We start from the raw sequence: 13,662 nt of genomic DNA on the forward strand, positions 1-13,662 counted from the left end.
GGGCATCCCGGCGGCGGCCTCGGCCGCGCGCCGACGTTCATCGAGGGCCGCCGTCGCCCGCGCCTGCGCCGCGGCCGCCTTGGCTTTCAGTTTCTCCAGCGCGGCGATCTGAGCGATGAGCGCCGCCTGATCGGTGTCAACCACTTCGAACATGTGTTCGACATTACCGACGGGGTACGACAAGTCGCCGGACCTGTCAGAACGGTCAGCCGTGGCCGATCCGCAGTAGCTCCGACACGCTGGTCAGCTTCACCCGCGGCCGGCCGGCGCCCTCGCCCGCCGCCCGCTCGTGCTCGTCGATCACCTGCCAGTGGTCGTCGGTGACCAGCTTCGGCTGACGCGACAGCAGCCACTCGGTCAGCTCGTCGGCGTGCTGGGCCGGGAAGTCGGCGAGCTCGGCCGCCCGCAGGTCGGCGAGCAGTGTGTCCACGGTGGCCTGCGAGTCCTTCTTGTTGCTGCCGATCACCCCGGACGGCCCGCGTTTGATCCAGCCGACGACGTACTCGTTGCGGCGCCCTTCGATGCGGCCGTCGGCGTGCGGGATGGTGCCCGAGCGCTCGTCGAACGGCAGGCCCGGCGTGGGCACACCGCGGTAGCCGACCGCGCGCACCACCAGTTGCGCGGGCAGCTCCTCGCGTTCGCCGGTGTCCTTGGCGACGACGCGGCCGTTGTCGTCGACCAGCTCGTTGCGGCCCAGCACGATCGACTCGACCCGGTCGGTGCCCTTGATCTCGATGGGGGAGGTGCGGAACCGGAACACGATGCGCCGGCTCGCCCCCGTCGGCTGCTGGTCGGCGTAGCTGCGCAACACCTTCACGTTCTGCTTGACCGTCTTGCCCGCCGCCTCGAGGTCCGCGTCGGTGATGTCGGCGAAATCGGCGGGGTCGACCACCACGTCGACGTCGCCGAGACCCTCCAGGGCGCCGAGTTCGCGCAGCTCGAGCGTGGTGAACGTGGCCTGCAGCGGTCCGCGGCGGCCGATCACCACCACCTCCTCGACACCGCACGGCTGCAGCGACTTCAGCGCGTGGTCGGCGATATCGGTGCGGGCCAGCGCCTTCGGATCGGTGATCAGGATGCGCGCCACGTCGAGCGCCACGTTGCCGTTGCCGACCACGACGGCGCGCGCCCCCGACAGGTCCGGTGAGATCCGCTCGAAGTGCGGGTGGGCGTTGTACCAGCCGACGAAGTCGACGGCGGCGACGCTGCCCGGAAGGTCCTCGCCGGGGATGTTCAGCGACCGGTCGGATTGCGCCCCGACCGCGTAGACCACCGCGTCGTAGCGTTCGGCCAGCTCCTCGGCCTGCACGTGTTCGCCGACGGCGATGTTGCCGAAGAACCGGAACCGCGGATCGCTCGACGTCTTCTCGAACTGAGCGCTGATCGACTTGATCTTCGGATGGTCGGGCGCCACGCCGGACCGCACCAGCCCCCACGGCGTAGGCAGCATCTCCAACATGTCGACCCGCACGTCGCGGGCGGTGTCGGAGGAATCGGCGGACTTCAGCAGAGACGACGCGGCGAAATAGCCGGAAGGGCCGGATCCGACGATCGCGACGTGGTACGGGCGCTGTTGGGGCATGTGAGGGTGCCTTCTGTCGCTGCCCGGCCACGCGCAATGGGCTGTCGCGACGCGGTCGGGCTGGTTACCCACCCGACTCTAAACGCGGGGCCGTCCAGCCGCCGGAAGTCACGGCGAACCGGCGCGCCGGTACGCTGATTTCCCGTGGATCCCGACCGTCAAGCCGACATCGCCGCCCTCGACACCACCCTGACGACGGTGGAGAGGGTGCTCGACGTCGACGGCTTGCGCGCCCGGATCGAGAAGCTCGAACACCAGGCCGCCGACCCGAAGCTGTGGGACGACCAGAGCCACGCTCAGAAGGTCACCAGCGAGCTGTCGCACGCCCAGGGCGAGCTGCGCCGCGTCGAGGAACTCCGCCAGCGCCTCGAAGACCTGCCCGTGATGTACGAGCTGGCCGCCGAGGAAGGGGGAGCGGGCGGTACCGAAGCGTTCGCCGAGGCCGACGCCGAACTCGCCAAACTGCGCGAGGACGTCGAGGCCATGGAGGTCCGCACCCTGCTGTCGGGGGAGTACGACGAGCGCGAGGCCGTCGTCACGATCCGCTCCGGCGCCGGCGGCGTCGACGCCGCGGACTGGGCCGAGATGCTGATGCGGATGTACATCCGCTGGGCCGAACAGCACAAGTACCCGGTCGAGGTCTTCGACACCTCCTATGCCGAAGAGGCCGGCATCAAGAGCGCCACCTTCGCCGTGCATGCGCCGTTCGCCTACGGCACGCTGTCGGTGGAGCAGGGCACCCACCGGCTGGTGCGGATCAGCCCGTTCGACAACCAGAGCCGCCGTCAGACGTCGTTCGCCGACGTCGAGGTGCTGCCGGTGGTCGAGACGACCGATCACATCGACATCCCCGAAACCGATCTGCGGGTCGACGTGTACCGCTCGAGCGGTCCGGGCGGACAGTCGGTGAACACCACCGACTCGGCGGTGCGCCTGACGCACATCCCGACCGGCATCGTCGTCACCTGCCAGAACGAGAAGTCGCAGCTGCAGAACAAGGTGGCGGCGATGCGGGTACTGCAGGCCAAGCTGCTGGAACGCAAACGGCAGGAGGAGCGGGCCGAGATGGACGCCCTCAAGGGCGACGGCGGCAGTTCGTGGGGCAACCAGATGCGCTCGTACGTGCTGCACCCGTATCAGATGGTCAAAGATCTGCGCACCGAGTTCGAGGTCGGCAACCCGACTTCGGTGCTCGACGGCGACATCGACGGATTCCTCGAGGCGGGTATCCGCTGGCGTAACCGGCGCGATGACGACTGAGACGCTCCTCGCGAATCCGATCGCCGACGGCTGGTACAACTTCTGGCACGGTGAGATCGGCGCCTGGTTGCTGACCAAGGGCGTGCAGATCGCGCTGCTGGTCATCGGCGCACTGCTGGCCGCCCGGTTCATCAACTGGACCGCGCGCCGCGTGACCCGGCGCATCGACGCCGAATACCAGGAGAGCGATCAGCTGGTCCGCTCCGAGAGCGCCAAACACCGTCAGGCCGTGGCGTCGGTGATCTCCTGGGTGTCGATCGCGGTGCTGTTCGTGGTGGTCGCCGTGCAGATCACGTCGGTGATCAACGTGCCGGTCGGCTCGCTGGTGGCGCCCGCGGCGGTGCTCGGTGCGGCGCTCGGTTTCGGCGCCCAGAAGCTGGTGCAGGACCTGCTGGCCGGATTCTTCATCATCACCGAACGCCAGTACGGGTTCGGCGACCTGGTCCAGCTCAACATGATCGGCGCGACGGACGCCGCCGAGGGCACGGTCGAAGAGGTCACGCTGCGGGTGACCAAGCTGCGTACCAGCGAGGGCGAGGTGTTCACGGTCCCCAACGGCAACATCGTCCGCTCGCTCAACATGTCGAAGGACTGGGCCCGGGCCGTCGTCGACATCCCCGTGCCCACCACCGCCGACCTCAACCGCGTCAACGAGCTGCTGCACGCGGTCGGTGAAGACGCCATGGAGGACAAGGCGCTACGGGCGCTGCTGCTCGACACCCCGCAGCTGATGGGCGTGGAGAGCATCGAGGTCGACACTGTGAACCTGCGGATGGTGGCCCGCACGCTGCCCGGCAAGCAGTTCGAGGTCGGCCGGCGGTTGCGCATCCGCATCATCGCCGCCCTCAACCGGGCCGGCATCGCCACCTCCGACCACAGTCCGAAGGTCGACACCATCGGCGGCCACGGCGAGGCGCCGGTGCCGAGCCGGACGGAGTCGAAGCAGTGAGCCTCGTGCAGCGGATCCAGGGTTGGCGCAACAACCACCACGGATGGCCCCGCTACATGCCGGGCGGACGGGTGCGCACGTCCACCGTGGGGCTCGTGGTCGCGTTCATTGCGCTGTCCTGGCTCCAGCAGATCTACACACCGCCTGCCCCCGCGCCGGAACCCCCGGCGCAGCAGATCGTCCCACCCGGATTCGTACCCGACCCGGACTACACCTGGGTGCCGCGCACCCAGGTGCAGGAGCCCACCACGCGCCGCGCCCCGACGACGACGACCACCACGACGCCGACGCCGACGACCACAACACCCACGTCGCCGACCACCCCGACCACTCCGACGACGCCCACGTCGCCGACCACGTCGACCCCGACGACCACCGTGACCGACCCCGACGGACCCGGTTTGCTGCCCCCGCAGACCGTGACGGTCACTCCCACCACCGAGTCACCGGCGCCGCTGTTCCCGGGACTTCCCGTCCCGCCGCCGTAGCCGTCGCCGCGGCGGCGCACCGCTACACTGGCGTGCCGTGATGATCACCCTCGACCATGTGACCAAGCAGTACAAGTCCTCGGCGCGGCCCGCGCTGGACAACGTGTCACTCAAGATCGACAAGGGTGAGTTCGTGTTCCTCATCGGGCCGTCGGGCTCGGGTAAGTCGACGTTCATGCGGCTGCTGCTGGCCGAGGACTCACCGACCTCCGGTGACATCCGGGTGTCGAAGTTCCATGTCAACAAGCTGCCCGGCCGGCACGTCCCGAGCCTGCGTCAGGTGATCGGCTGCGTGTTCCAGGACTTCCGGCTGCTGCAGCAGAAGACGGTGTTCGAGAACGTCGCGTTCGCGCTCGAGGTGATCGGCAAGAAACCCGACACCATCAACCGGGTGGTCCCGGACGTCTTGGAGATGGTGGGGCTGTCGGGCAAGGCGAACCGGCTGCCGGGCGAACTGTCCGGCGGGGAACAGCAGCGCGTGGCCATCGCGCGCGCGTTCGTCAACCGGCCGCTGGTGCTGCTGGCCGACGAGCCCACCGGCAACCTCGACCCCGAGACCAGTAAAGACATCATGGACCTGCTGGAGCGCATCAACCGCACCGGCACGACGGTGCTGATGGCCACCCACGACCACCACATCGTCGACTCGATGCGCCAGCGCGTGCTCGAACTCGAGCTGGGCCGCCTGGTCCGCGACGAGCAGCGCGGTGTCTACGGAATGGATCGCTAAGTGCGTTTTGGATTCCTGATCAATGAGGTCCTGACCGGACTTCGTCGCAACGTCACGATGACGGTCGCGATGATCCTCACGACCGCGATCTCGATCGGTCTGTTCGGCGGCGGCATGCTGGTGATCCGCCTGGCCGACAACTCGCGCGACATCTACCTGGACCGGGTGGAGAGCCAGGTGTTCCTCACCCCTGAGGTGTCGGCGAGCGATCCGACGTGCGACGCCGAACCGTGCCGGGGTCTGCGCACCCAGCTCGAGGGCCGCGACGACGTGCAGTCGGTGGTCTTCCTCAACCGCGACGACGCCTACGAGGACGCGATCCGCAAGTTCCCGCAGTACAGGGACGTCGCGGGCAAGGATGCGTTCCCGGCGTCGTTCGTGGTGAAGCTGAAGAACCCCGAACAGCACGAGGAGTTCGACCAGGCGATGGTCGGCCAACCCGGGGTGCAGGGCGTCCAGAACCAGAAGGACCTGGTCGACCGGTTGTTCGCCGTGCTCGACGGGTTGAGTAACGCCGCATTCGCCGTGGCGTTGGTGCAGGCCATCGGCGCGGTGCTGCTGATCGCCAACATGGTCCAAGTGGCGGCCTACACGCGGCGCACCGAGGTCGGCATCATGCGGCTGGTCGGGGCGAGTCGCTGGTACACCCAGCTGCCGTTCCTCCTGGAGGCGATGCTGGCCGCGCTGATCGGCGTGGTCATCGCGGTGCTGGGCCTGGTGGTGGTGCGCGCGGCGTTCCTGGAGAACGCGCTCGACCAGTTCTATCGGGCCAACCTGATCGCGCGGATCGACTACGCCGACATCCTCTACATCTCGCCGATCCTGTTCTTCCTCGGCGTGGCGATGGCCGGCGTCACCGCCTACGTCACGTTGCGCCTCTACGTGCGAAGGTAGAGCGTGGCGAAAAAACCGGTGGTCAAAGACCGCAACAACCAGGTCATCGCGAGCAACCGCAAGGCCCGGCACAACTACGCCATCCTCGACACCTACGAGGCCGGGATCGCTTTGGTCGGCACCGAGGTGAAGAGCCTGCGCGACGGCCAGGCCTCGCTGGCCGACGCATTCGCCACCGTCGACGACGGCGAGATCTGGTTGCGCAACCTGCACATCCCGGAGTATCACCACGGCACCTGGACCAACCATGCGCCGCGCCGCAACCGCAAGCTGCTCCTGCACCGCAAGCAGATCGACCAGCTGCTGGGCAAGATCAAGGACGGCAACCTGACCCTGGTGCCGCTGTCGCTGTACTTCACCGAGGGCAAGGTCAAGGTGGAACTGGCGCTGGCCCGAGGCAAGCAGGCGCACGACAAGCGTCAGGACATCGCGCGCCGGGACGCGCAACGCGAGGTCGTCCGCGAACTGGGCCGCCGCGCCAAGGGCAAGTTCTGACTCATCACTGCGCGTTCGCAACGATTTGCCCGGTCAGCTGACGGCTCCTGCAGACGCCGATTAATGTTGCTGAGCGGAGCCGTCGGAAGAGGGGCGTTGTCGATCAAGGGCTACCCGTTCCATCTCGGGCTCCTCGTGACGGTCATCGTCGCAGTGTTGGTCAACGCCTCCGCCCCGTGGGGCGACCACGTGGCCCGGATCGGCGAGGTGGTCCTCCAGGCGAGCGTCGGCGTCTCGGTCATGGTTTGCGCTGCGGTGGTCGCCCGACGAGAGCGCGGTGTCGCGAAGACCTGGCGGTTGCTGGTGCTGGCGGCGATGTCGAGCTGGCTGATCGCCGAGTCGTTGTGGTGGCTGAGCGGTCCCGTCGTCGATGACGGACCCGCACCGGCAGTCGGCGTGGTCGCCTACTTCCTGCCGCCGGTGCTGTCGCTGGCCGCGATGGTCCTGCTGGCCCGCGCCGGTAATGGCGCCGCCGGGCGGGCGGACGGATCCGGCCGGCCGTCGCGCATCGTCGCCGTTCTCGACGGACTGGTGGCCGCGGCGTCGTTCTCGATCCTGATGATCCTGGCCGGGGCGGGAGCGGTGACCGGGGCGTCGGTACCGCGGTCGGACAGCGTGGCGGTGGTCGTGGCGTACTCGCTGCTCGAGCTCGCCGTCGTGGTGGTCGCGGTGCTGATGGCGATGGCCTTCCCGCGCAACCGCCGTTACCGCGGCAATTACCTGCTGCTGTCGACCGGGGTGCTGCTGATCGCCTCGTCGGAACGCCTGATCGCGTATCTGTACAGCGTCGACATGGCGGGTGCGGTCATGTGGGGTGCGGTCGGTTTCACGCTGGGACCCCTTCTGATCTTGTTCGCGGTGCTCGATCGGCCCTCGCGTGAGCGGGCCGGAACCGGCGAGGACGCCATGGACTGGGCCCAACTGGTGATGCCCTACATCGCGTTCATCGGCGTCGCCAACCTGCTGGCGTTCCACCTGATCATCGGTCGCCGACTGGGCGTTCTGGTCATCTGCGTGACGCTGCTGCTGGTGGTGTTGATCGCGGTCCGGCAGGTGATCGCGATGCGCGCCCAACGGCAGCTGACCGGGCGGCTCTACGAGGTGCAGCGCCGGCTCGCCCATCAGGTGCACCACGATTCGCTGACCGGTCTGCCCAACCGGGTGCTGTTCGCCGAGCGGCTCGAAGAAGCGATCGACGCGGGCCGGTTCGTGCTGATCTTCGTCGACCTCGACGACTTCAAGGAGGTCAACGATCAGTTCGGCCACGCGGCGGGCGACGAGCTGCTGCGCGCGGTCGGGGAACGGCTGCAGCGGTGCGTCACCCCGGCCGACACGCTCGCCCGCATCGGCGGCGACGAGTTCGCGATCCTGGTCGACGGTGAGCACGATGCGCCGGAGGTGGTCGCCGACCGCCTGCGGGTCGCGCTGCGTCAGCCGTTCGCCGTGCACGGATCCTCGGTCCGGGTGCATGCCAGCATGGGCCTGGTCCGGCCGAGCATCAACGGGTCCGCACCCACCCCCGACGACCTGCTCCGGCAGGCCGACATCTCGATGTACGCGGGCAAGCGACTCGGCAAGAACACCGCGGTGGTCTATCAACCGTCGGCCGGTGAATCCATCGACTTCCCGACCGCGCTGCGCCTGGCCGGGGGCGGGGCACCGGACGGGTTCGGCATCGCCTATCAGCCGGTTGTCCGGTTGCCCGACGGACATCCGACGGCGATCGAGGCGCTGGCCCGGTGGACCGCGCCGAGCGGCATTCAGATTCCGCCGGAGACGTTCGTCGCGGTGGCCGAGTCCGCTGGGCTCGGTGCGGTCCTCGACCATCTCGTGCTCGATCTGGCGTGTCGCGAGGTGGTGGCCGCCGGGTTGGACCTCGACATCCACATCAACGTCGGCGCGGCGCGGCTGGGCAACCGCGAGTTCGAACAGCGGTTGGCGGCGACGCTGGCCCGGCACGGTCTGCCGCCGAGCCGGCTGGTCGTGGAGATCACCGAGAAGGTGCCGATCGTCGACCTCGCGGACGGCGCCGCCGCGATCCGCCGGTTGACGGCCAGCGGTGTGAAGGTCGCGCTCGACGACTTCGGCGCGGGCTACAACTCGCTGGTCTACCTGCACTCGCTGCCGGTGCAGATCGTCAAGCTCGACCGCAGCCTGGCCGTCGGCGCGGAGGCCGATGTGACGTTGTACCGCTCGGTGATCGGGCTGTGCCATGCGCTGGGGTTGGAGGTGATCGCCGAGGGGATCGAATCGCGCGCGCAGGCCGACATGATCGCCGCCGCGGGTGGCCACCTCGTGCAGGGGCACCTGTTCGGACGGGCGATGCCGATCGGTGAGCTCGTCGACGCGCTGGCGGCCCGCCCCTGATTGCACGCGGGAAGAAATCCGTGGAGTCCGCGGTTGAGTCTCGCGTAGGATGGACAGTCCTGTCGAAGGTCGGCAGGGATGCGAGGGGCTGAACGGTTTCGACTTCGCGCATCGAATCAAGGGAAGCGTGCCGGTGCAGGCAAGAGACCACCGTAAGCGTCGTTGCAACCAATTAAGCGCCGATACCAATCAGCGCGATTACGCTCTCGCTGCCTAAGCGAAGCTAATCCGTCAGACCGGGAGGGCCCTCGGCCCGGACCCTGGCGTCATCTAGAGGGACCCACCCATGGGTTCGGTCGCGGGACCCATGGGGACATCAAACAGCGACTGGGATCGTCATCCCGGCGAGTTCGCGAGACCGGGAGATCCGAGTAGAGGCACAGCGGACTGCGCACGGAGAAGCCTTGAGGGAATGCCGTAGGACCCGGGTTCGATTCCCGGCAGCTCCACCGAGAAAGCACTGGTCAGGGCCAAAGGCCCTGACCAGTTTTCTTTTTCCATCAACATCCCATCAACATCGCGGTCTATAGTCGCCGCCATGGCATCGCTGAGGCCGGGCACCCGCAAGGACGGGACCACCTACGTCCAGGTCCTCTACCGGCTCGACGGCAAACAGACTTCCACTTCGTTCGAGGACCTCGTGACCGCGAAGAAGTTCAAGGGCCTGGTCGAGAAGTTCGGACCCGAGCAGGCGCTGGCGGCTCTCGCCGCCGACTCGGGAGGCTCGACCACGACGGTGGCTGAGTGGATCGAGCACCACATCGAGCATCTGACCGGTCTGCGTAAGTCGACGCTCTGGGACTACCGGTCGTATCTGAAGAAGGACATCGGACCGGCGCTCGGTGAACTCCCGCTGACCGCGCTCACCCGCGAGCACGTGGCCAAGTGGACCCAGAACATGGCCGCTGCCGGAGCATCGGGCAAGACGATCAGCAACAAGCACGGCTTCCTGTCCTCGGCTCTGAACGCCGCCGTCCGCGCCGGGCGCATCCCCACCAACCCGGCACTGGGGCAGCGCCTGCCGACCTCGGAACGACCGGACATGGTCTGCCTGTCCCACCAGGACTTCGCCCGTCTGCTTAACAACGTCACCGAGCACTGGAAGCCCTTGGTCGAGTTTCTAGTGGCTAGCGGTGCTCGATGGGGCGAGGCCACCGCGCTCAAGCCCTCCGACATCGATCTGACGAGCAACACGGTGAGGATCACTAGGGCCTGGAAGCGGACCTACGACCGAGGCGGCTACGAACTCGGTCCGCCCAAGACGAAGAAGTCGGTGCGCACGATCAACGTGCCGGGGGCGACGTTGAACAAACTCGACCTGACCCGCGAGTGGGTGTTCGTCAATAGAGCCGGAAGTTTCGTCAAGGGAAACGGATTCCACGATCGCGTATGGTCTGCCGCCGTCGAGCGGACCTGGCCGACGAAGGACGCCGAGGGCAACCCCATCACGAGCACCGTGGAAGCCCCCATCCTCAAACCCCGGATTCATGATCTGAGGCATAGCTGCGCGAGCTGGCTTGTCCTGGCCGGTGTTCCATTGCCCGTCATCCAGCAGCACCTCGGCCACGAATCGATCAATACCACGATCTCGCTCTACAGCCACATCGACCGGCGGTCGATGGTGGTCGCCGCCGATGCGATCGGTGCTGCTCTCGGCGGGGAATAAGTTCTAGTTGCTATACGGGTTCTGTATTCCCGCAAGACATTTCGATATGCTGAACGCCGCTTGCGTGTTCCCTAAAGCTCTTTCGGGTCTGCTATCGTCGTTTCGACCTGCTCTGCAGGATGTGCCGAAGGAGACCCCAAGGGTCTGATCAGTTTGATCAGAAGGGGTCCTTCGTGTCCACAACCAATCTCACGTACTCCAGCGCCGACGCGGCTGACCGGATGGGCGCACCGTCCGAACGGTGGCTGATAGAAAAGCTCCGTGCTGGTGCCTTCCCAGGCCGAAAAGTCGGGCGGCACTGGCGGATGACCGAAGAGGACATCGTCGATGCCCTCGCTGCCTGCTCGAATGAAGTGTGCCGGGTTCCGGCAGCGGCAATTCCTGCGCGTTCGGGACTGACGTCCACTTCACGCAAGCGGGTGATGGGCCTGTGACCGTCGATACGCCCTGGTTGATGTCGCACTGCAGGCCTCGCCGTTCGCAGGCAGGCCCGGATGTGTTTGAGGACAACCTCGGCGACTACAACTACCGCGCCGGTGGAGGGCCCCACGCCGAACACGTCGAGGAGGTCTTCGCATCGTGACCGAAACAGAGAACCGGCCCGATGCGGGAAACATCGAACCGGCCCAGGACACTCACGCGATCAACGGAGATGAGGGCAAGGATACCGGGAGTCCGTATTGGTTTAGGTATGTCGACGAGGGCCAGCGGCAGTTCCTACTGGACCTCGACGACGTCTCGGTGCCGCTATGGATAGGACGTGCCCGCGCCGACGGCAAAGGGGAGTTCCACCGTCCGAAGCGTTGGCAGCACGTATTGGCCGAGCACAACGCCTTTCGGCTGGCGGGGTTCGAGGTGGACATGTGCGTCTGCGCCAACACCGGTCGACGTCTCATCGTGGTCGACGTCGATCCGCGCAACGGCGGTGACATCGAGACTGTGCGACAGTGGCTCGCCGACCTCAACGTGCGGGTCTTCGCCGAGGTCATCACTCCATCGTGTGGACGACACTTCTACATCGATGGCGCGTGGCGTGAGGACATCCACACCGTGCACGGAAAGCTTCCTGGTCTGCCAGGCGTGGACCTACAGGCAGGCGGTGCCAACGTGTTTCTGCCCGGTACGCGCCGCCCGAAGTACGACGGCAAGGGCTACGAGATTGTCACTAATGACCTCGCTGCGCTGCGTACTCACGGAGATCCCGACGGAGCGCGGGCGTTGGTCGCCTGGCTGGCTGAGTACGCCCCCCGGCGGGTTGCCAGCGCCGAACTCGGCCAGCCGTGGGATGGCACACCACCTGATGCCCGTCAGCGCGCCTACCTCGACGCAGTTCTCGCCAACGGCGCGAAGGAGGTGGCCGAGGCGGTGGAGGGTTGCCGTAACGACACCCTCAACCGAGTGGCGTTCACGTTCGGACAGTATGTCGGGGGCGCGGGCCTGGACTGCGCACGCGCCGAGGTAGCTCTGCAGGATGCCGCCGAGAGGTGCGGGCTCTCCAGAGATGAAGCGGACACCTGTATCACCAGTGGGATGACCGCTGGCATGGACAATCCGCGTCCGGTGCCGGAGCGGGAGGGTCCAGGTTCCGCAGACCCGTTCGGGGTGAAGGCCCGACGTGCCGCCGCAGAGCGGGAAGGCGACGTCAAAGTTGAAGTCGAGCAAGACGCTGCCTTCTGGCAGCGGAGGGACACCCTGGCCCAGATCCTGCGGTACTCCCGAGCGCGCCGCGCCGCGCCATACGCGGTCCTGGGCTGCGTACTACGGCGGGCCATCGCTCTGGTCCCACCCAACGTCCAATTGCCGCCTGTCGTGGGTGACAACGCCTCGGTGAATTTCTTCACCGTCAGCGTGGGACGGTCCGGGCAGGGTAAGGGCATCGCCAGCGCGGTGGCGAGGCGAGCGGTGGAGTTCGTCACGCCGAACGGCGATGTTCTTCCCGATCCACCCCCCGCCGCCATCGGCTCCGGTGAGGGCCTGGCCCGGATCTTTCGGGGATACGGCAATGGTGACGAGCTGGCGCAGGTCGCGGCCAACGTCGAAGTGAGCGAGGTCAGTTCGCTGGCCGCTCTGGCCGACCGCAAGGGTGGCACCCTGGTTGGTGAACTGCTCAAGGCCTACATGGGTGAACCCATCGGATTCCAGAACGCCCAGCGCGCCACGACCACGTCAGTGGCCCCGCACAGCTATCGGCTGTGCCTGGGCGTGGGTGCGCAGCCTGAGAACACCGACGTGTTCCTTAGTCGGGAAAAGGACGGCCTGCCGCAGCGGTTCATGTGGCTGCCCACCATCGACCCACTGGCGCTGCGACCAGATGTAGACGGGGAGGACGTCGAGCCCGCACGGGTAGTTATTCCTACCCTCGGCGGAATCCTGGCCACCGACGGTGTGCATCTGATCGGGGTGCCGGAAAAAGCTCGGCGTGCGGTTCGCGATCACCACTACCTGGTTTCAATCGGCAGCGAGGAGGTCGATCCGCTCGACAAACACCTGATGCTGGTTCAGCTCAAGGCGGCGTTCGGTCTCGCGCTACTCGATAGTCGTGGCCAGATAACCGAGGACGACTGGGACATCGCCAGTCACCTGATCGAGGTTTCGAACCGCACACGCGCCAGAATGCGCACAGAGCTGGCCGACCGCCGTAAGCGGGAGAACACTGCGCGAGCACACGCCCAGGCCGACCGCCAGGCGATCCTGGAAGACAGGCTCACCGGGGAGCGACAGCAGCGCATCAGAGGCGCGATCCTGCGCAAGCTGGCCCGCCATGGGCGGGCCAGCCGGCGTGAGCTCAGCAAGGCTGTCACAAGCACGCTGCGTCCCGATATGGACCCGGTGCTGGACATCCTCCTGGACAACGGCGAGGTCGCTGCGTGTAGCGGTGGCGGATACGAACTCGGTTCCCGTCGGTGAGTGGGGTCATGACCCCAGCCGTGACCCCACTTCGATCAAGGTCGTTATCGCTGTTCAAGCGGTGCTTCGCCCTTGGGGTCATGGACTGGGGTCATGACCCCACCGACTATTCAGGAAAGCCGTATGAACGGCAGGTGCACCGCACTGCTGATGAGCGGTAGGACTCCCGTGTCTCGTGCCGTAGGGCATGTCAACCGCCAGGCCTGTACGCCCTGTAGCGCAACTATGGTCCAAACCAACAATGTGCAAGAAGTTCCCCCTACGGGATTGCGTCGATCATGAAGGCGACACGATCGTGGAACTCCGGGACCAGCATTAATGCCA

The 13,662-nt window shown here is 66.8% G+C and carries 11 protein-coding genes and 1 other RNA gene; 11 read left to right on the plus strand and 1 reads right to left on the minus strand.

What is annotated here, in order from left to right; translation table 11 throughout:
• Positions 1-205: 205 nt before the first annotated feature.
• A complete protein-coding gene (locus E4P42_RS04515) occupies positions 206-1,582 on the minus strand; it encodes an FAD-dependent oxidoreductase (protein ID WP_135123467.1) in 1,377 nt (458 codons plus the stop codon).
• 144 nt (positions 1,583-1,726) lie between these two features.
• On the opposite strand from E4P42_RS04515, the gene prfB reads away from it, so the two are divergent.
• From prfB to E4P42_RS27340, 11 genes are all read left to right on the plus strand, one after another.
• Positions 1,727-2,842, plus strand: a complete 1,116-nt coding sequence (gene prfB, locus E4P42_RS04520; protein WP_135123469.1) for a peptide chain release factor 2 — start codon at positions 1,727-1,729, stop codon at positions 2,840-2,842.
• Positions 2,832-3,791 (plus strand): mechanosensitive ion channel family protein, encoded by a 960-nt coding sequence (locus tag E4P42_RS04525; RefSeq protein ID WP_135123471.1) that lies wholly within the window; start codon positions 2,832-2,834, stop codon positions 3,789-3,791. Before prfB ends, E4P42_RS04525 begins: the two co-directional genes overlap by 11 nt.
• The gene (locus E4P42_RS04530) at positions 3,788-4,279 is read left to right on the plus strand and encodes a hypothetical protein (protein WP_135123473.1); all 492 of its coding nucleotides are present in this window, start codon (positions 3,788-3,790) and stop codon (positions 4,277-4,279) included. The genes E4P42_RS04525 and E4P42_RS04530 overlap by 4 nt, the downstream gene beginning before the upstream one ends.
• 40 nt (positions 4,280-4,319) lie before the next feature.
• Complete coding sequence (gene ftsE / locus E4P42_RS04535; RefSeq protein ID WP_135123906.1) at positions 4,320-5,009, plus strand: cell division ATP-binding protein FtsE; 690 nt, start codon at positions 4,320-4,322, stop codon at positions 5,007-5,009.
• Positions 5,010-5,903, plus strand: coding sequence for a permease-like cell division protein FtsX (gene ftsX, locus E4P42_RS04540; protein WP_135123475.1), 894 nt, complete (start codon positions 5,010-5,012; stop codon positions 5,901-5,903).
• Between the two features lie 3 nt (positions 5,904-5,906).
• The gene (gene smpB / locus E4P42_RS04545; protein ID WP_135123477.1) at positions 5,907-6,398 is read left to right on the plus strand and encodes an SsrA-binding protein SmpB; all 492 of its coding nucleotides are present in this window, start codon (positions 5,907-5,909) and stop codon (positions 6,396-6,398) included.
• A 63-nt stretch (positions 6,399-6,461) separates the two neighbouring features.
• On the plus strand, positions 6,462-8,765 hold the full coding sequence (locus E4P42_RS04550) for a bifunctional diguanylate cyclase/phosphodiesterase (protein ID WP_135123479.1): 2,304 nt from the start codon (positions 6,462-6,464) through the stop codon (positions 8,763-8,765).
• A gap of 84 nt (positions 8,766-8,849) precedes the next feature.
• Positions 8,850-9,217, plus strand: a transfer-messenger RNA (tmRNA) gene (ssrA, locus tag E4P42_RS04555).
• A gap of 86 nt (positions 9,218-9,303) precedes the next feature.
• Positions 9,304-10,431 (plus strand): site-specific integrase, encoded by a 1,128-nt coding sequence (locus tag E4P42_RS04560; protein ID WP_135123481.1) that lies wholly within the window; start codon positions 9,304-9,306, stop codon positions 10,429-10,431.
• Positions 10,432-10,604: 173 nt separating this feature from the next.
• Positions 10,605-10,865 (plus strand): helix-turn-helix domain-containing protein, encoded by a 261-nt coding sequence (locus E4P42_RS04565; RefSeq protein WP_209305692.1) that lies wholly within the window; start codon positions 10,605-10,607, stop codon positions 10,863-10,865.
• 145 nt (positions 10,866-11,010) lie between these two features.
• Positions 11,011-13,338 carry a bifunctional DNA primase/polymerase gene (locus E4P42_RS27340; protein WP_245233887.1) on the plus strand — a complete coding sequence of 776 codons (2,328 nt, stop codon included), beginning with the start codon at positions 11,011-11,013 and terminating at the stop codon, positions 13,336-13,338.
• Positions 13,339-13,662: the final 324 nt, after the last annotated feature.

Origin of the sequence: Mycobacterium sp. PS03-16 (genome assembly GCF_004570325.1) — a bacterium.
Taxonomy (GTDB): domain Bacteria; phylum Actinomycetota; class Actinomycetes; order Mycobacteriales; family Mycobacteriaceae; genus Mycobacterium.

Coding starts and splice junctions, on each gene's coding strand:
- E4P42_RS04515 (WP_135123467.1), bottom strand. CDS start 1,582: ATGCCCCAACAGCGCCCGTACCACGTCGCGATCGTCGGATCCGGCCCT.
- E4P42_RS04525 (WP_135123471.1), top strand. CDS start 2,832: ATGACGACTGAGACGCTCCTCGCGAATCCGATCGCCGACGGCTGGTAC.
- ftsE (WP_135123906.1), top strand. CDS start 4,320: ATGATCACCCTCGACCATGTGACCAAGCAGTACAAGTCCTCGGCGCGG.
- E4P42_RS04550 (WP_135123479.1), top strand. CDS start 6,462: ATGTTGCTGAGCGGAGCCGTCGGAAGAGGGGCGTTGTCGATCAAGGGC.
- E4P42_RS04560 (WP_135123481.1), top strand. CDS start 9,304: ATGGCATCGCTGAGGCCGGGCACCCGCAAGGACGGGACCACCTACGTC.